Raw genomic sequence first — 18374 nt, 5'->3', positions numbered from 1 at the left:
CCATGACGGACCTTCATGGAATCGATGATGAGGCAACGGCAGAACTCGATGAGGCAACGGCGGAGTTCGCGAACCTGCCGTACGTGACCGAGCTCAGATCAGCCGAGGCACTCTCGCAGCGCTTAGGCTTTCCCGTCGTGCCCAACCGCATCCGCGTCAAACCCGGTCGCAATGCCATCGTGTCCTGGTCGCGGGAAGCCGGGAGCCGCCTCGGCGGGCTTGAGGACTGGGGGTGGACTGCGGTTGTGACCAGCGCTGACAAGCTCGTCAATATTCGCAGGCGGGCTGCCCGGCACGATGAGACGATCACTGTGCACGAATGCAGCGAACCACGATCCGCCGGTGCCACCGGCAGTGTGCTGCTGAGTGGATCGGTGGCGGCGGATTCGAAGCTGGGGAAGGAGACTGCTCGCGCGATTGCGCGGTTGAACGGTGAGATCGATGTCATCGGCTACAACCCCGGACGGAGAGTTCTGCTCAAACATTCGCCAGAGCACGCGGGGGCTCCCGAGTTCATTCGCATCGGCACCCGCTCCCAGCAGCACCTGGTCGAGACCGCCAAACAGTGGACCGATTGGGGTCTGCCGACCCTCCCTGTCGAACCCATCGGCAGCAAAGGAACGGCTGTGGGCTCTCCCTGGTGGGGGACGGGTGACCTGGAGACGTCTCCCGACCTCGCTGTGGCCGAGGAAGTGGGAGTCATCATCGCAGAACTTCACCGCCACACCCCCGCCGAGGTGGTCTCCGGTTCCTCTCCATCGCCGTTTGATCAAGCCGAGGAAACCGCGACGCTGCTGGCGCAGCTGCTGCCCGAAGTGGGCAGGTCCGTCCAGGACATCGTCCGGGAGCTTCGACAGCGGATCGGGAACGAACCCCTCACCGGTGCTGCAGCCGATGGCGGCGCCCGTGCGATTCATGGGGACCTCAGCCCCGACCAGGTGCTTGTCGGTCATTCGGAATGCCGCATCATCGATCTCGACCGGGCCGGTGTCGGCCCTGTCGGGATGGACCTTGGCCGCTGGGTGGCCGCCTGTCGGCGACGCACCGACGAGGAAGGCACGTCACTCGAGGCCGGGTTCCTCGACGGCTACCGAGCAGCAGGCGGAGTCGATGTCGATGTGGAGGCATGGGCCGCCTGGGCCATGCTCGTCACGGCCGTCGAACCGTGGCGCACATGCCGACCGGATTGGCAGCAGGCCACAATGCAGACCATCAATGCAGCTCAGCAGGCTCTGTCCGCGAACGCGAGCCGGGTGTCGAAATGACGCCAGGACCTGCGGCACAAACGGTGTCTGACATCCCCGAATTCGTCACGATCGAAGGCCAGAAGTGGACTGTGTGCCGTGCCTGGCCCGCCAGCCGAGGTCGGATCGCGCTCGAAGCTCAGCACGGGTCTGCGATCAGGTCAGGGTTCCTCAGCAACGGTCGAGTGGACATGCTCGAGGAAGGCAGAGACTCGAAGCTGCCGGGACTCGAGCGACTGCTCGGCACCGCTGGGAACCGCGTGGTCTCGCATCGGCCGGGGAAGAGAGCCGTGATCCGCCTGGCCGATGGACGCTTCGCCAAATGCGTGCGCTCGTCCAAAGCGGATGGAATCGTCGCCGGACAGGACCGGGCCGAAGCGTTCCGGAACGGCTTCGCATTGCCGACCGTGCTCACCGCGGATGATTCGACCGTCGTCCTCAGTGCACTGCCGGGCGTCGAACTCCATGATCCACAGCGCTTGGGTGCTGATTGGTCGCGTGCCTGGGCTGAAGCTCTCGACGCTTGGGCGCTCGCCGCATCCACGACCGACACGACCACTGAGACGGACATGACTGCTGGAGCGGACACGAGTGCCGCGACGAACACGATTGCTGCGGCGATGCCGTCGATGCCGGTCCATTCGGCGAGCTCGGAAGTGCAGGTGCTCAACGAGTGGCGCGATCGTGCCCGCGTCCACCTCGGAGAGAAGCTCGCCGAGGTTGATGCTCTGATCACGCAGGTCAGCGCCGACCTCCTCAGCGACGGCGCGTCCTTGGCAGACGGGAACAATTCCTCGGCGGGGGAGCGGAACTGGGGTCCGATCCACCGCGACCTCCATGACAAGCAGGTCATGTGGGATCCGGTGGCCGGACCCGGACTGCTCGACGTCGACACGGCCTGCCTCGGCGAACGCGAACTCGACCTGGGCAACCTGCGCGCGCACGCGCAGTGGCGCAGTCACCAGGGGATCTGGACCCAGGACGACGCCGAGGTGGTGATCGGGGAGATCTCTCGGATCACCTCGGCGAGCGGACTGGATCCAGACCGGGTCCGCACCTATGAGCGCTCAGCACTCGTGCGGCTGGCCTGCGTCTATGCATTCCGACCGCGCTGGGCCCCACACACCGGGGTCCTGCTCGAAGCCGCCCACGAATGACGCGACTGCAGGCGTTTCTCGCCCCGTGCTCGGCTCTCGTCGAGTTTCACTCCTGAGTGCTGCGGCGGGCATCTCCCCAGATGTCGACGCCGGAATCGACGGCGAACGTATCGATGGCGGCCAGTTCCTCGGCGCTGAATGGTTCCGAATTCAGCGCCGCGACATTGTGTTCGAGCTGGGCGACCCGGCTGGAACCGATGACAAGAGAGGACACACGATCATCGCGCAGCGCCCAGCTCAGCGCCATCTGTGCCAGTGACTGACCGCGAGCTTCGGCGAGATCATTCAGCCCGCGAATGCGCTCGAGGTTGTCCTCGGAGAGGAAGCCATCCTTGAACGAAGGAGTGGACTTTCCTGCCCGTGACTCTTCGGGAACTCCGCCGAGGTATTTGTCGGTGAGCAGACCCTGTGCGAGTGGGGAGAACGCGATGACGCCCAGCCCCTCGGAATCGGTCGTATCGAGGAGGCCATCGGATTCGATCCACCGGTTGAACATCGAATACGAGGGTTGGTGGATGAGCAGCGGAGTGCCCAGCTCCTTCGCCAGCGCCGAGGCGCGGGCTGTGTCGGCGGCCGAATATGAGGAGATGCCGGCGTAGAGGGCACGGCCCGAACGCACCGCGGTGTCGAGGGCGCCGATGGTCTCCTCGAGGGGAGTCGAGGCATCGGGGCGGTGAGAGTAGAAGATGTCGACATAGTCGAGGCCGAGCCGCTTCAGCGAGGCGTCGAGACTGGCCAACAGGTATTTGCGGCTGCCGCCCGGTCCGCCGTAAGGGCCGGGATGCATCGCCCACCCGGCCTTGGTCGAGATGATGAGCTCGTCGCGGTAGGGATGGAGATCTTCGCGCAGCAGTCGCCCGAAGTTGGTCTCGGCCGAGCCGGGAGGTGGACCGTAGTTGTTCGCGAGGTCGAAGTGGGTGATGCCTAAGTCGAAGGCCCGGCGCACGATGTCACGCTGATTCTGGAAGGCAACATCATCGCCGAAGTTGTGCCACAGCCCCAACGACAGGGCGGGGAGGACGAGTCCGGAGCGACCGACCGGGCGATAGCTCATCGATTCGTAGCGGTCATCGGCTGCTTGATACACGGTGCCTCCTGCGGCGGGAAAAGACTCGAGTGCTGACCCTCAGCTTAGTCGTACCCGCGGACACGGCTGATGCCCTCTCATCTGTCCTCAAATCGTAAAAGTCAGACCAGTGGTCTTGATTTCCAGGTGTGTCCTATGCCTCAATAGTCACGTGACCAAATTCCACTCGATTCGGGATCAGCTCCTCGACCGCCTTGAGACGATGGCCGCCGGCGAGCAGTTCCCGCCCGAACGCCAGCTCGCCGAAGCGCTGGGCATCTCGCGGATGACCCTGCGCCGCGCCATCGACGAACTGGTCTCCAAGGGCGTCGTCCGCCGTCGCCATGGCGCAGGCGTCTTCGCCCTCGGCCCGAAACTCGACCAGCCACTGGCAGCGAGCTCCTTCACAGAAGACATGGTCGCCCGCGGTATGCGCCCGGGGTCGCGCGTGGTCTCCTTCGACGTGACCAAGGCCGGCGCCCACATCGGGCGCAGGCTCCACATCGACGATGATGCCGAGGTCATCGCAATTCTGCGTCTGCGCCTGGCCGATGACGAACCACTCGCACTTGAGGAACTGCACATCCCCGCCGCCCTCGTCCCCGGTCTGAAGCCTGCGGACCTGGAGAACAGTTCGTTCTACGAACTGCTGGCCTCGCGCTTCTCCATCTCTCTCAACCACAGTGTGCAGACGATCGAACCGACCCTCCTCGACGCGGGCGAGGCGAAGATCCTCGGAGTTCCCGAACAGTCAACGGCACTGCTCTTCGAACGCACCTCCCGAGGAGCCGACGGCGTGCCCTTCGAATTCGTTCGCTCGGTCTATCGCGGAGATCGCTACAAGATCCGCAGCGTACTCACCCTGCCCGACACCCACGGAGGAGGCCGCCCATGATCATCGCCGGCCTGATGACAGGAACGTCCGCCGATGCCCTCGACGTCGTCCTCGCTGATTTCATCCACGATGACGGTGACGAGCTGAGTGTCCGCCAGGCGGCTGGTCTCTCCGAACTTGGTGTCCGCATCCTCGCCAGCCGAGAGGTCGAATTCGACCAGCAGCTGCGCCGCGACATCCTGCGTCTGCTCGAGCCTGCCGACGTCCCCCTGTCCTTGGTCTCCAGTGTCGATGCCCGCTTGGGCCGCTTCTGCGCCCAGGCCGTCAGCGACCTCTGCACCGAAACCGGAGTCGAGGCCGAGCTCATCGTCTCCCACGGGCAGACCGTGCGCCACGACATCACCGAGGGTGCCGTCACCTCCACACTGCAGATCGGCCAACCGGCATGGATCGCCGAGGCGACCGGAGCTCCCGTACTCTCCGACGTCCGTGCCCGCGACGTTGCCGCCGGTGGGCAGGGCGCCCCGCTCGTCGGAATCCTCGACAGCCTCCTTGTCGGTGACGTCGAGGCTCCGATTGCGGTGCTCAACCTCGGCGGCATCGCCAACATCACGGTCCTCGCGCCCGAGCGCGCACCGCTGGCCTTCGACACCGGCCCCGCCAATGCACTCATCGACATCCTCGCCCGCAGGATCACCAAAGGGGAGGCGGGCTTCGACCGTGACGGGGAGCTGGCCGCACGCGGTCGGGTCGATGAGGAGCTGCTCGAGCAGCTGCTGGCCGATCCGTACTACCAACTTCCGGCACCGAAGTCGACGGGCAAGGAACTCTTCCACGCGGACTACCTCGATGGATTCCTCGAACCCAGGACCCACCTCGGCGAGCATGATGCCATCGCGACGGTCACGGCGCTGACCGCGCGCACGGTCGCCGATGCCTGCCACGCACACGGCGTCACCACGGTCATCGCCTCCGGCGGGGGCACCCGGAACCCGACGCTGCTGGGACGAATGGCCTCGGAGCTCGGCCCCGGCATCACCCTGACCAGCACGGATCAGGCCTTCGGGCTGCCCGAAGGTGCCAAAGAAGCCCTCCTTATGGCGCTGCTCGGATGGCTGAGCTGGAACGGACTCGCAGGCACCGAGCCGAACCTCACCGGTGCCGCGCATTCGAGCATCGCCGGACGGCTGAGTCCGGGACGCGGCCCGCTGAACCTGCCCGAGCCTCTGGAAGCCAGACCCACACGCCTGAGAATCCTGGACCGATGAGACCGGCGGACCGATGAGACCACTGAACTGATGAGGCCCTGCACCGATGCAGGCCTCGCGAAGAAACGCACACCCCTTGTATGAAGGAGAAACACCATGCAGATCATCGACCTTCTGGTGATCATCGCCTACCTCGTCGCCACGGCGTGGTTGGGCCTGAAGCTCAGCGGAAAGCAGAAGGACCTCCAAGGCTACTTCCTGGGTGGTCGGAACATCCCGTGGTGGGCGGTGTGTCTGTCCGTGGTCGCCACGGAGACCAGCGCCCTGACCGTGATCGGCATTCCGGTCATGAGCTACCTCGGCGACATCAACTACCTGCAGCTGGGCCTGGGCTACATCCTCGGCCGAGTCGTCGTCGCCTTCTTCATGCTCCCGCGCTACTACGACGGTGAGATGCTCACCGCGTACGCCTACCTTGGCAAACGCTTCGGCACCTCGACCCAGACAACCGCGGGTGTGACCTTCCTGTTCACGCGCCTGCTGGCAGACGGCATCCGCGTGCTGGCCGCCGCCATCCCGGTCAAAGTCATCCTCGACGGCCTGGGCATCCACACGAACTACTTCGTCATCATCGTCGTCCTCTCACTCGTCACGATCGCCTACACCTTCATCGGCGGCATCAAGGCCGTGGTCTGGGTCGATGTGGCTCAGATGTGCCTCTACGTCGTGGGCGGTCTGCTGGCGATCATCGTCATCACCGCTGCCCTCGGCGGTGGCTGGTTGAGCGAGGCGGCGTCGGCCGACAAGCTGAACATGTTCATCTTCGAAGGCAATCCGATCTCGGCTCCCGACTCGTTCATCCCCTCGCTGCTCGGCGGCGCGGTCTTCGCCATGGCCTCCCACGGCTCCGACCAGCTCATCGTCCAGCGTCTCCTGTCCTGCCGCTCGAAGATCGAGGCGCAGAAGGCGCTCATCGTCTCCGGCGTCGTCGTCTTCGTCCAGTTCGCGATCTTCCTCGCGGTCGGCCTGGCGCTGTGGGCCTACTACGATCACGCGCTGCCGGCCGATCTGGGTCTGAGCCGTGACGACGAGATCTTCCCGCTCTTCATCATCGAGGGTCTGCCACCCGGCGTCTCGGGTCTGCTGCTGGCCGGCATCCTCGCTGCGGCCATGTCGACCCTGTCCTCGTCTCTGTCCGCACTGTCCTCCTCGACGGTCAACGACGTCTATGCACGGTTGAAGAAGACGCCGATGACCGACGCCGAGGGCTTCAAGGTCGGGCGCTGGGCGACGATCGGCTGGGGCATCGCCTTCATCCTCCCCGCCACCGTCTTCCAATCCGATGAGGGCAACATCGTCATCCTGGCCTTGGGCGTCGCGGGCATCACCTACGGCGGGCTGCTCGGGGCGTTCGTGTTCGGCATGGTCAACAAGCGCGCCACCGCTGTGGACGCGAACATCACCTTCGCCCTGGCAGTCGCGGTCAACGCCTTCTTCTTCGTCATGGAGAAGTACATCACCGGCGAGGTGTGGGTCGCCTGGCAGTGGTACCCGCTCCTCGGCGTCATCGTCATGGTCGTGATCGGCGGGCTCCTGTCCCTGCGCCACCCCAAGGCTCAGACCCGCAGCACCGTCGCCGAGGTGGAAGGCAGCAACCGCTGATGACCCAGTCCCAGCAGCCACCGTCCCCGGGCCCGCTGTCGCCGACCGAACAGCGCAACCCCCGCAGCGCGGGACTCGACGACCTCGACACCCTGGGTGTCCTGCAGGTGATGAATGATGAGGACCACGCCGTCCTGGCCGCGGTGCGGGCGGCCCTGCCGCAGCTGGCAGAACTCGTCGACATCGCGGCCGAGCGAATGCGCCGAGGCGGTACCGTCCACTACTTCGGTGCCGGCACCTCGGGCCGGTTGGGAGTACTCGACGCCAGCGAACTTCTGCCGACATTCAACCTCGAACCTGGGCGCGTGGTCGGGCACATCGCCGGTGGCCAGGCGGCGCTGGTCAACGCGGTGGAGAACGCCGAGGACTCCACCGGCGACGGTCGCAGAGCTGCGGGAAAGCTCGGTCCCGACGACGTGGCGATCGGAATCGCCGCGAGCGGTTCGACACCCTATGTTCGCGGGGCATTGGAAGCCGCCGGTGAGGTGGGCGCGCACACCGTGCTCATCTCGAACAACCCCGCTGCCCCCGTCGCCGAGGCGGCTGCTGACCATATTCTGCTCGACACCGGACCCGAAGTGGTGACGGGTTCGACCCGGCTCAAGGCCGGAACGGCGCAGAAGCTGACGCTCAATGGGTTCTCGACGGCGCTGATGATCGCGCTGGGTCGCACCTGGCGAAACCTCATGGTCTCCGTGGTCGCCACGAATGACAAACTGCGGGAACGGACCGTGCGGATCCTCTGCGAAGCAGCCGACCTGTCTGATGCTGCTGCCCGTGAGCTGCTGGAGGACTGCGACGGCGAACTCAAAACGGCGTTGGTCGTCTCCTTCACCTCGGTGACGCCCCAGGCCGCGGCGAAGCATCTCGCGGACTCCGACGGCTCAGTCAAGGCTGCGATTGCGGCAGTGTCTGCTGAATCGGGACGCGAGACCTCATGAGCGGTTTCGTCCTCGGCATCGACATCGGTGGCACCGGCAGTCGCGTCGCGATCGCACCCTTCGACGCGAATGCTGCGAGCACGACTGCTGACGGCGCCACGGCCGACGGTGTCGCGGCCGAGCCGCTGGGGGTCCTTACCGGCCCCGGGGTCTCCATCGGAGCCGAGGGCAGCAACGCCCCACAGCAGATCCGGCGGCTCGTCGTCGCGGCCAAGGAAGCATGGCCGGACCATGTCGAGTCGATCCGCGGAGTCGGCATCGGTGCCACCGGCATCGCCTCACTGAGCGCCGACGTCGGGGAGCTTGCGCGATCACTGGTGGTGGAGGCGAAAGCAGAAGCGGCGGTGGCGATCGATGCGTTGACGGCCCACCTCGGCGCCCTATCGGGTTGTGGGGGAGCGGTGACGGTCCTGGGCACGGGAGCAATCGCCATCGCCCATCCCGGGCCCGACCCGCAGGGAATGCTGTTGCCGAAGTGGAGGAGAGTCGACGGTTGGGGGCATCTCTTCGGTGACCGCGGGGGCGGTGCCTGGGTGGGTAGACAGGCACTCGAGGCAGCGCTGAAGTGCCACGACGGAGTCGATGATCGAGGCGCCGGTCTGCTTGAGGCGGCACGACAGAGATTCGGCGAACCGGGCACGTGGCCTGCACAGTTCTACACGCGCAGCGATCGAGCAGGACTCCTCGCCGAGTTCGCCGTCGACGTGGCTGGCCGCGCCGGTGCGGGTGATCCCGTGGCCAGCGCACTGTTGGCCGAGGCTGGACGCGAGGCCGCGCGCAGTGCGATCGCAGCCGGAGGCCAAGGAGTCGACGCCGCATCCCGAGTCACGCTCAGCGGTGGTCTGCGCCGGGCAGGTGAGTCTCTCGTCGAGGCGTTTCGTGCTGAGGCTCTGCGCCTGAGGCCAGGGGCGGCCGTTGTCGAACCCGCCGGCGATCCGCTCAGCGGGGCGCTGACCTTGGCGAATCTGGTGGGGCAGAGGCGATTGCGGCCGCAGCCGGGAGTGCTGTGGGTCTGAGTTAGTCGCGCCGGCGACGGCAAATGCATGTCCAGTATTCACCTGGCCTGCATCTGCGGACCAACAGTCGGTCAGGATCTTCACACAGGATCGACAGTGTGAGAACGATTCGTGAACTGAATTCCGCGGTCCACCGTCCTGCCGATGAGCTCGAACTTCCCACGGGGCCGCGCACGAGGGCCTACAGGTGCTTCGAAGCACTGCCGGCGATCGTGAGCTTCTCCGCCATCGGATTGGTGTTCGTCCTGCCGTTCATCGACGCGACTGCCGGGGCGATCTACGTCTTCACCGTTGTCGGACTCACTCTGTTTCGGGCGATGCGCGGAGCCGTCGACGTTTCACGAGGATTTGTGCGCTTCCGGCGCAGCTCCCGAGTGGACTGGGGCGCCAGGCTGCTCGATGTCGAACGGGCGCTGGACGGACAGCCCTCACGTCCCTATCCCTGGTCTGGGTTCCGGGCGCAGCAGCACGCCGCGACGATTGCCCGAGTGCGCGAGAACCCAGGTGCAGTGATGCGTCCCTCGTCCGTGCTCCATGCTGTCGTGGTCGCTGCCTACCACGAGCCCTACGATGTGGTCGCCGACGGAATCCGCTCCCTCCTGCACACCTCGACCTCGCCCTCTAAGATCGTCGTCTTCTTCGCCTATGAGGAACGCGGCGGGCCTCGGATGGCTGAGACGGCACGTCGCCTGGCGGCCGAGTACGGTGACGGTTTTGCGGCCTTCGTCCTCGTCGAGCATCCGGCCGGAATCCCGGGAGAGATTGCGGGAAAGGGCGCGAACATCACCTACGCCGGTCAGCGGCTGGCTCATTGGGTGGAGGCGAACGGGATCGATCCCGAGTCGGTGCTCGTGACCAGCCTCGACTGCGACAACACACCCCACGAGGCGTATTTCGACTATGTCGCCTACGAATATGTGCTCGCGCCCGATCGCGCCCACCTCGCGTTCCAACCCATCAGCCTCTACCTCACGAACATCTGGGAGGCGCCCGCGCCCTCTCGTGTCGTCGCGAGCGCGAACTGCTTCTGGAATCTCACGACCACGGTCCGCCCTCTCTCGCTGCGCAACTTCGCCTCCCACTCTCAGCCACTGACCGCGCTCGTCGACATGGGGTTCTGGTCGAAGAAGACGATCGTCGAAGACGGCCACCAGTACTGGAGGAGCTGGTTCCACTTCGACGGTGACTACCGTGTCGTGCCCATCCACGTTCCGATCTACCAGGATGCTGTCCTCGCCGGCGGATTCAGGGACACGATGGTGGCTCAGTTCAAGCAGCTCAGCCGTTGGTCATACGGTGCCAGCGATGTGCCCTATGTAGGGGTGAGGGTCTTCTCCGGGACTGCTCGAACACCCTTCTGGCCCGGGTTCCTCCGCTTCCTCTCACTCATCGAAGGTCATGTCAGCCTGGCCTCGATCTCTGTGATCATCGCAGTCGGCGGGTGGATTCCCTTCGCTGTGGCAACCCAGACAGGAGAGGTTACGGACCTCATCGAGCGGATGCCGATGACGGTCGGTCTGATCCAGCAGATCGGCATGGTCGGTCTCATTGCTTCCGTCATCGTCTTCAACTCGCTGCTGCCGCCCCGGCCGGTCCACGTTCCACCGGTGCGTCGGGTGACCATGTGGCTGCAGTGGGTGCTGTATCCGCTGACCCTGCTCGTGTTCAACTCCTCGACCGCGCTGCATTCGCAGTGGCGACTGCTCACCGGTCGCTACCGTGAGCGCTTCGACGTCACTGAGAAGGTCTCCGGGGTGGGACGCAGGACTGTGTGAGTTCGCCGCCCCATGTCAATCGGTCTCCTCGTGGTCTAGCATCGATTCTGTGCCCGCAATGCTGAGGAACACAATGCTGAGGAGCGTGTCATGACAGACGCTGCGCACGACCAACTCGATGCCGACTGTGACTGCATCATCTCCGGAGGCGGGCCCGCCGGAATCGTTGCCGGGCTGCTCCTGGCCCGCGGTGGTGTCAAGGTTGTGGTGCTGGAGAAGCACACCGACTTCTTCCGCGATTTCCGCGGTGACACGATCCACCCATCAACACTGCGGCTTCTGGACGAGCTGGGTCTCTACAACGAATTCGCTCGCATCACCCACCGCAGGGTGACCAACATCAGTCTCGCGGGTGACGACGGTCGGGACTACATCCTCGGCGACCTGTCCAGGTTGAACACGCCGCATCCGTTCATGACGATCGCACCTCAGTGGGACTTCCTCAATCTGCTGGCCAAGGCAGGGGAGGACGAACCCGGGTTCGATCTGCGCATGGGGGCCGAGATGACCTCGCTGATCTGGGACGGCGACCGAGTCGTCGGTGTTCATGTACAGGCTCCCGACGGTGAGACCGAGCTGCGGGCACCACTCGTCGTCGCCGCTGACGGTCGCTGGTCGAAGGCTCGGGACGAGGCGCAGCTGTCGATGCGGGAGCTGCGGTCCACGATCGACGTGTGGTGGTTCCGGATCGACACCCAGGCGCAGCTGGCCGAATCCATCGCTCCTCGCGCCAAGGGCGGCAACGTGTTCGTCGCGATTCCGCGCGACGGTCACGTCCAGATGGCCCGCCTCATCCCGAAGGGCGAGGACACACGCTTCCGTGAGCAGGGGATCGAGTCTCTTCGCCGCGCGGTCGCCGAGACCTTCCCCGTGCTGGCAGGCGATGTTGCAGCGCTGCGGCTTGAGGATGTGAAGCTCCTTGATGTCAGGCGCAATGAGGCCAAGCGCTGGTTCGTCGACGGGGTGCTGTGCATCGGTGATGCGGCCCATGCCATGAGCCCGCTGGGCGGAGTCGGCGTCAATCTGGCAGTCCAAGACGGTGTGGCCACGGCTCGTCTGCTGGCGGAGGCGCTGCGGACGGGAAGCGTGTCCACCAGCGACCTCAGGCGTGTGCAGCGCAGACGGCTGCTGACGACGAAAGCGGTTGAGCTGCTGCAGGGAGGCATCCACGCGATGGTCGAGCCGGTCGTCCACAACGGCGGAGTCATCCGCCCGCCGGCGCCGGTCCTCTGGCTGCTGAAGACGTTCCCGGCACTGACCGTGATTCCGGCGCGCATCCTCGGAATCGGTATCACTCCCGAGCATGCTCCGGACTTCGCCCGTCGGCAACCGGAGACAGTCTGACATTCGCTGCCGCGGAACTCCGAGCGTCTGCCTTCAGTCCCGGATGCGGCGTTGCCTCGCCAGCAGGTTGGTGAGCTGACGGCATTCGGCATCTGACATCGTGTCCAGGCCGAAGCGGGCATCGGCGACGATCTGACTGGCCCTGTCGGTCAGCGCACGTCCCTTGGGCGTGATCTCAGCGAAGACCTCTCCGTCGTCACCGGGTTCCAGCGCCCTTTCGAGCAGATCGTTGTCCTCCAGCCACCGCACTGTGGAGAAGGATGAGCTGGTGTCGACCTGCAGCTGATCGGTGAGTTCGACGAGGGGGAGAGCGCCTCTCTGATCGAAGAACAGGAGGAGCAGGGCTTCATAGCGTGCGTAGGTGAGTCCCAGCGGGCGCAGCTTCTCATCGAGACTGTCGATGAGGAAGCGGTGGGCCCGCATCAGTTCGGTGGCAGTCTGCATCCGATCGCGTTCGGGCCATCGCATCTCCCACGCGCTCGCGGCCATTGAGACCGGATCGTTCAAGGCCGGTGAGGCGTTGCCGATCCTGAACTCCTCCGAGTCCCGGAAGCCGTGATCGGTGTTGAACTCCATCGTGTTCCACTCTTCGGTGTCCACATTGGGGCCGACTCCGGTGCGCACTGCCGGGTACTGACCGGTCCGCGTGCCGGCGCTGAAGCGTGGCTGGTGTTCGGCCCTGAGCTCCTCATCCGAATCGAATTCCTGGTCGGCGTCGGAATCGAAGTCCGTGTCGGCGTCGATGTCGGCCGAGGCGCCGGTGACGAGGTCGTCACCGTCCGGGAGCTCCTCGTCGTCGTCTTCGTCCCTGGTGTTGAGCGAGGTGATGGCCGAGCGCAGTCCGGAACGCTGAATCACCGTTTGGATGGTGAGGTCTCGTTCGTCTGGCCGGCCGACGTAGCGGATGTCGCGCAGGCCCTGGTCCTGGGCAGCGGATTCGAAGACGAAGTGACCGTATCTGAAGATCCGGCCCATCAGGGGCTTATGGACCGAGATATCGAGGATACGTGCCATCGGCATCGTGGCCTTGTGCTGAGTGAAGATCCCATGGATGCGGAACACGCGCATGTTCGTGATGACGAACCGGTCCATGTGCACGAACAGTGCACGGTAGACGCCGAACAGGGCAATGGCGGCACCGATTCCCAATGGGATCGACGCGAAATCGATCGGGACTGTGAAGCTCAGGGCGGCAACGGCCAGGCCCAGCAGAATGATGAGCGTGGGGGAGACGAAGGCAAGGAAATGGCGGCGAACTTCGTCGACGACGATTTCGCCCTCTTCAGCGATGAGATGATCTTCGACTCTCGGGTCGGTCAGTGCCCCGAACACGTCAGGCTGCTTCCTGCGCGGCTACGCGGACAGGGAAGTGAAGAAAGTGACCAGTGAGCCGACACCGGTACCCACTGCTTCGAAAGCGTTCCGCACTGCCTCGGCTGAATCTTCTGGCCGACTGAACAGATAGAACGCCACAAAAATGACGACGAGCGTGAGGACGGCCTTTTTCAACCACTTCACAACGGACTCCTCTTTGCCGCGTTGCTGGGATGGCAGATGCGGACAATTGGTTGCACAACCCGTTAATCGTAACCGCCCTTGCTGTCGGCCCCCGAGAAGGCGCGCCCAAAACCTGTGATCGTCGTCTCATACAGCGAGAATTGAAAGCAGATGGCCGCCGAGGTGGCCCTTCCCTTGCCAGCGCCCCCAAAGGGTGCCATTCCGGTTTCCCTCATCCCGGTTCGACGGTCAGCACCCCTGTGCAGACAGCGGAATCTGCGTACTGTTGAAGGCATGAGAAAACTATTTGATTCCATTCGCAAAGTTGGTTTCCGTCGCGGGCCCGACCGGGTTCTCGGCGGTATTGCAGGCGGTCTCGCCGAGGCCACTGGAATGAACGTGTGGCTGATGCGCCTGCTCGTCCTCATCTCGTTCCTGCTTCCAGTTCTGGGCGTCGGCGCATATGTGGTGGCCTGGGCGCTCACTCCTTGGCAGGACGGAAGCATTCCCCTTGAGCAGGCCTTCGGCGGCCGCCTTGAACGCTGAGTGAACATTCGGTGTCGTGCGGCCGACCGGCCGTGTCCTCAGCGTTCGCTGTCCAAGAGCATCATCTGTTCGGACGGATAGCGATCGCCCCGGACTTCGCTGTCGGCCAGAGCTGAGTCGATGACCGCCAGATCATCGGCGCTCAGGCGCACTCCATTGCTGGAAACGGTGGCGGCCACCTGCTCAGCAGTGCGAGACCCGACGACCGGCACGATGTCCTCACCTTGAGCGGCCACCCATGCGATCGCCAGCTGAGGAAGCGTCACGTCCCGCGCTGCAGCGATTTCCGCGAGGGTGGAGGCGATCCGCTGATTGTGGACTAGGTTGTCCCCCTGGAAGCGCGGGAACATCGCGCGAGTCCCTCCCACGGAACCTGCAAACAGACCCTTGGCCAAAGCCCCGTATGCCGTGACTCCGATGCCGAGTTCACGGCATGCAGCCAGAATCCCATTCTCTTCGATGCCGCGGCTGAGCAGTGAGTATTCGATCTGCAGGTCGCTGATGGGCGCTGTCGCCGCCGCCCGACGAATAGTCTCTGATCCGACCTCGCTGAGCCCGATGTGGCGGACGTATCCGGCATCGACGAGGTCGCTGATGGCGCCCACAGTCTCCTCGATGGGCACACTCGGGTCGAGCCGAGCCGGCCGGTAGATGTCGACGTGGTCCGTGCCCAAGCGCTTCAGCGAATAGGCCAGAGAGTTTCGGATCGCGTCTGGACGAGTGTCGAATCCGATGAACGAACCATCGGGTGCAAGGACGGCGCCGAATTTCAGTGAGATCACGACGTCCTCACGGTTGCGCTCACGCAGTGCGGCGCCGATGAGCATTTCATTGTGACCGGCACCGTAGAAGTCTCCGGTGTCGATGAGTGTTCCCCCGGCATCCACATACGAGTGGATGGCGGCGATGCTCTCCTCGTACCGTGTCGGTCCATAGGCTCCGGACATGCTCATGGCACCCAGTCCGGGAGATGTGACGCGAGGTCCCTGCGTTCCGAGTCGGCGAGTGTTGACGGTTGGATTCTCTGTGTATGTGCTCATGACCTCAAGCCTGGCAGGACGGTGTCGATGGCACGAGGCCCTGTCGATCCAGGGACAGACTGTCCCTGGTTACATCGGCCGATCGGATGGACAATCAGGAGATGACTGATCGTTCTGGGTTCGCTGACTTCATCCGCCGTCGACGGGAGCAGCTGCGGCCAGAAGATGTGGGGACCGGCCACACGCATCGTCGCCGCACTCCTGGACTGCGGCGCGAAGAGGTTGCCATGCTCGCTGGAGTATCGGTCGACTACTACGCTCGCCTCGAACAAGGGCGGGGATCGACCCCGTCGATCGGAGTGGTTTCGGCGGTGGCTCGTGCGCTGCAGTGCGACCGCGATCAGCGCGACCACATGCTGCACCTCGCCGGCCACCCGGTGCCGCCGCGCAGCTCAGACGGTCACGTGCGTCCCGGTCTCATCGCTGTTGCCAACCGGCTCGTGGATCTTCCCGCGGTGATCGTCACCGACCTCGGCGAAATCGTCTGGGAGAACTCTCTGGGTCGCATACTTCTCGACGGCCTGGCAGGAGAGCCTGGACGCGGCAGGAATCTCATCTGGGAGTGGTTCGCCGACCCCGACACTCGGGCGATGCCCCCGGAGCACTGGGATCGCATCTCCGCAGCCCACGTCAGCGACTTGCGGGCCACCTACGCCCGCAGGTCAGGCGAAGCTCACGTAAGGAAATTCGTCCGGGATCTCATTGCTGTCAGCGACGAGTTCAAGGAGCTCTGGGAGCGTCACGATGTGGCAGTCCACCACTCGGACACCAAGGTCTTCGTCCACCCGGAGGTCGGATTGCTCGAGCTTCGATGCGAAGTCCTGCTGACGCCCGACGACGACATCTCTCTGCTTGTGTTCTTCCCGATGGAGGGCACCAACGCGGCAGAACAGCTGCAGCTGCTCGGCGTCGTCGGTTCGCAGAAGATCTCATCCGACTGAGAGATGCAAAGACCCCGCGATCCCTTGTCTTCACAGGGATCGCGGGGTCTTGCTTTCGGGTGGGCCCCGTGGGGATCGAACCCACGACCCACGGATTAAAAGTCCGTTGCTCTACCAACTGAGCTAGAGGCCCCGCCCCAACGAGACCGCGTGGACAAGCGCCACGGAAGTGTTGTCGGAGACTCAATAATATTAGAGGTAAGGGGCCCGAATACTCAAACCGGTTCTCAGTGGGGACCAGCAGGATTCACTCACTGATCATTTTCCGAGTTCAGGATGCTCGTCACCGGTGTAGGTGCGAGGGAGGGCATCCGGTGCAGTGGGATACTCCTCGGCAGCCTCGTCGATGACATCGGACTCGATGGCCTTGTTCTTCTTGATCTTGCCGCGCAGCGCCGCAACGTTCTTCAGCCCGGCCAGCAGCTTGCGATCCTTCTTCGGTGCGACGTACTCGGGATCGGTCTCCAGCGGGAAGATCGTGGGCGCGTCACCGAAGGCCTCGGATGACTCTTCGGCAACCTTGCGGGCCATCTGAGCGTTGACCACACCGCCGATGATCGCGCCGATGCCGAAGGGCAGCAGACGACCGACCAGTGAGCCACCGGCACGTGCGGCGAATTTGCGGATGAAGGTCTTGCGCAGTTTCCGTACCAGCAGATCGACGACTGGAGCAGGCAGCTGCTTGGTCACTGTCGAACCCCAGTTGCCGAACATCGACTCCGAACCGCCGGACTGCTTGCTGAACTTCTGGACGAGATTCTTTCCGTCCTTGCCGAGCATCAGTCCCAGCACCAGCGCATTCGCGCGCTTGGAGTCCTGGACCGGAAGTCCGTGGATCTCAGAGATCGCCTGAGCAAACAGCGCGGTCCCTTCGAGGAAGCCGGCAGTCTCTGCTGTGGCCACACCCAATGCTGCGGTCGTACCCAGTCCTGGAACGGCGGCGGTGGCGCCGACAGCTACTCCGCCCGAGGTGGTCAGGGCGAGGTAATGGCGACGGATGATCTTGATGAGCTCTTCCGGAGTCGCATCCGGGTTCCGGCGACGCAGGCTGCGCACATAGGCGAGAGCCACGGGGCGCTGGACCGACAGAAGCCTCGACAGCATCGACTGGGCACGGGGATTGAGGGACCCGTCCTCGTTGACAGCGAACTTCGCTGCCTTGTCCAGGCCCTTCTTCGCCACTGATGATTTTGCCACGGGAGTTCCTCCTCGTTGTCTGCACTCGTGACCTGCGGGTCGCAGGCACGAATTTGTCACCAGTTTAGTAGTGGCCACTGTGAACGTGACGAATGAAACCTGACCGGGAGGCGAAAGCCGGCTCAGGATGGAGCACCGGTCAGAGTGGGGGACTAGACTGCTCTGACGATGACACAGCCACGCTTCCACCGCCCGATACCTCTGGCCGATCTCGATTCCATCAGCGACACGAGTGACCCGGTGACCAGATCAGAGACCTCTCATGCCACCGCGGCGCTCCTCCTCGGAGACTCGCGCGGACAGCGCGACGAGGCCGCGACGAAGCGATTCGTGGAGTTGGCCGACGACATCGGTCTCGAGGTGATCGCCGAGATGTGGTCTGCGGCTCCCGCTGTCTCCGCGCCGGGAGCGCTCTGGCGCCTGTATGCGCTGCGGGAGTGGATACTCACCGCTCCGCGTGAGCTCGCCGACATGTTCTCAGCTGGGCAGCGCAGGGTGACCGACGGGCTCGGCCTCGACGACATCCTCGCCGGGGTGGAGCTGCCCGCAGGTCCCGACGAGGTGGCCCGTGCCATCGATGAGATCCTTGCCGGCGCTTTCCGTGGGGATGTCGTCATCGCCCTCCTTCGGGCTGCCGCGTTTGTCGGCATGTGCGCCGAAGGCACCGACGACGTCGAGGCGGCCACGCGGCTGCGGCAGTTCGCGAAGGACCTCAAGGATGCCGCCATCTCCCACCGCCACGGCGGACTGGACTGAGCAGGCGACCTGACCGTATGCGGAGCACCTGACCCGGTGCGCGACTGTGAGATTGTCAACTCTCGTTCACCCGCCTCGGCGGTGGACTCATGAGTGTGAGCGAGTATCGTTGTGGGTGGCCCTCGTGGCCACCGGACGCTGGATCTGAA

At 64.5% G+C, this 18374-nt stretch carries 16 protein-coding genes and 1 tRNA gene; 12 read left to right on the top strand and 5 right to left on the bottom strand.

Translation table 11 applies throughout. From position 1 onward, the window contains the following. Positions 1–2: 2 nt before the first annotated feature. Together BAUR9175_RS03845 and BAUR9175_RS03840 are read left to right on the top strand one after the other, a co-directional pair. Positions 3–1265, top strand: coding sequence for a phosphotransferase (locus BAUR9175_RS03845; protein WP_069600932.1), 1263 nt, complete (start codon positions 3–5; stop codon positions 1263–1265). Continuing rightward, complete coding sequence (locus tag BAUR9175_RS03840; RefSeq protein WP_133066482.1) at positions 1262–2401, top strand: phosphotransferase; 1140 nt, start codon at positions 1262–1264, stop codon at positions 2399–2401. Before BAUR9175_RS03845 ends, BAUR9175_RS03840 begins: the two co-directional genes overlap by 4 nt. 46 nt (positions 2402–2447) lie before the next feature. Here the strand turns inward: BAUR9175_RS03840 and mgrA are convergent, their stop codons facing one another. After that, positions 2448–3488 (bottom strand): L-glyceraldehyde 3-phosphate reductase, encoded by a 1041-nt coding sequence (gene mgrA / locus BAUR9175_RS03835; RefSeq protein WP_009882509.1) that lies wholly within the window; start codon positions 3486–3488, stop codon positions 2448–2450. A gap of 151 nt (positions 3489–3639) precedes the next feature. Here mgrA and BAUR9175_RS03830 point away from each other — a divergent pair, with 151 nt between their 5' ends. From BAUR9175_RS03830 to BAUR9175_RS03800, 7 genes are all read left to right on the top strand, one after another. After that, positions 3640–4362, top strand: coding sequence for a GntR family transcriptional regulator (locus tag BAUR9175_RS03830; protein ID WP_101583017.1), 723 nt, complete (start codon positions 3640–3642; stop codon positions 4360–4362). Beyond that, positions 4359–5570 carry an anhydro-N-acetylmuramic acid kinase gene (locus BAUR9175_RS03825; RefSeq protein ID WP_009882507.1) on the top strand — a complete coding sequence of 404 codons (1212 nt, stop codon included), beginning with the start codon at positions 4359–4361 and terminating at the stop codon, positions 5568–5570. The genes BAUR9175_RS03830 and BAUR9175_RS03825 overlap by 4 nt, the downstream gene beginning before the upstream one ends. Positions 5571–5666: 96 nt before the next feature. Beyond that, the gene (locus BAUR9175_RS03820; protein WP_096159786.1) at positions 5667–7172 is read left to right on the top strand and encodes a sodium:solute symporter; all 1506 of its coding nucleotides are present in this window, start codon (positions 5667–5669) and stop codon (positions 7170–7172) included. Continuing rightward, on the top strand, positions 7172–8113 hold the full coding sequence (gene murQ, locus BAUR9175_RS03815; RefSeq protein ID WP_096146307.1) for an N-acetylmuramic acid 6-phosphate etherase: 942 nt from the start codon (positions 7172–7174) through the stop codon (positions 8111–8113). The genes BAUR9175_RS03820 and murQ overlap by 1 nt, the downstream gene beginning before the upstream one ends. Next, the gene (locus tag BAUR9175_RS03810) at positions 8110–9129 is read left to right on the top strand and encodes an N-acetylglucosamine kinase (protein WP_069600928.1); all 1020 of its coding nucleotides are present in this window, start codon (positions 8110–8112) and stop codon (positions 9127–9129) included. Before murQ ends, BAUR9175_RS03810 begins: the two co-directional genes overlap by 4 nt. Positions 9130–9227: 98 nt before the next feature. Beyond that, the gene (locus BAUR9175_RS03805) at positions 9228–10904 is read left to right on the top strand and encodes a glycosyltransferase family 2 protein (RefSeq protein WP_180959201.1); all 1677 of its coding nucleotides are present in this window, start codon (positions 9228–9230) and stop codon (positions 10902–10904) included. A gap of 90 nt (positions 10905–10994) precedes the next feature. Then, a complete protein-coding gene (locus tag BAUR9175_RS03800) occupies positions 10995–12248 on the top strand; it encodes an FAD-dependent oxidoreductase (protein WP_069600927.1) in 1254 nt (417 codons plus the stop codon). Between the two features lie 33 nt (positions 12249–12281). On the opposite strand, the gene BAUR9175_RS03795 is transcribed toward BAUR9175_RS03800, so the two are convergent. Further along, positions 12282–13580, bottom strand: a complete 1299-nt coding sequence (locus BAUR9175_RS03795; RefSeq protein ID WP_069600926.1) for a PH domain-containing protein — start codon at positions 13578–13580, stop codon at positions 12282–12284. Positions 13581–14039: 459 nt separating this feature from the next. On the opposite strand from BAUR9175_RS03795, the gene BAUR9175_RS03790 reads away from it, so the two are divergent. After that, a complete protein-coding gene (locus BAUR9175_RS03790; protein ID WP_069600925.1) occupies positions 14040–14291 on the top strand; it encodes a PspC domain-containing protein in 252 nt (83 codons plus the stop codon). Positions 14292–14329: 38 nt separating this feature from the next. On the opposite strand, the gene BAUR9175_RS03785 is transcribed toward BAUR9175_RS03790, so the two are convergent. Further along, positions 14330–15331: an aldo/keto reductase gene (locus tag BAUR9175_RS03785; protein ID WP_096146309.1), complete on the bottom strand. Its 1002-nt coding sequence runs from the start codon at positions 15329–15331 to the stop codon at positions 14330–14332. A gap of 101 nt (positions 15332–15432) precedes the next feature. On the opposite strand from BAUR9175_RS03785, the gene BAUR9175_RS03780 reads away from it, so the two are divergent. Continuing rightward, positions 15433–16272: a helix-turn-helix transcriptional regulator gene (locus tag BAUR9175_RS03780; protein ID WP_101583061.1), complete on the top strand. Its 840-nt coding sequence runs from the start codon at positions 15433–15435 to the stop codon at positions 16270–16272. 60 nt (positions 16273–16332) lie between these two features. Here the strand turns inward: BAUR9175_RS03780 and BAUR9175_RS03775 are convergent. Together BAUR9175_RS03775 and BAUR9175_RS03770 are read right to left on the bottom strand one after the other, a co-directional pair. Continuing rightward, positions 16333–16405 (bottom strand) — tRNA-Lys (locus BAUR9175_RS03775). A 125-nt stretch (positions 16406–16530) separates the two neighbouring features. Next, positions 16531–17469 carry a hypothetical protein gene (locus tag BAUR9175_RS03770; RefSeq protein WP_257944258.1) on the bottom strand — a complete coding sequence of 313 codons (939 nt, stop codon included), beginning with the start codon at positions 17467–17469 and terminating at the stop codon, positions 16531–16533. A 168-nt stretch (positions 17470–17637) separates the two neighbouring features. Here BAUR9175_RS03770 and BAUR9175_RS03765 point away from each other — a divergent pair, with 168 nt between their 5' ends. Then, positions 17638–18225 carry a hypothetical protein gene (locus BAUR9175_RS03765; RefSeq protein ID WP_069600912.1) on the top strand — a complete coding sequence of 196 codons (588 nt, stop codon included), beginning with the start codon at positions 17638–17640 and terminating at the stop codon, positions 18223–18225. Positions 18226–18374: the final 149 nt, after the last annotated feature.

It is taken from the genome of Brevibacterium aurantiacum (assembly GCF_900169065.1).
Taxonomy (GTDB): domain Bacteria; phylum Actinomycetota; class Actinomycetes; order Actinomycetales; family Brevibacteriaceae; genus Brevibacterium; species Brevibacterium aurantiacum.
The sequence above is the reverse complement of the archived record's forward strand: the minus strand, read 5'-3'. Positions and strand labels throughout refer to the sequence as shown.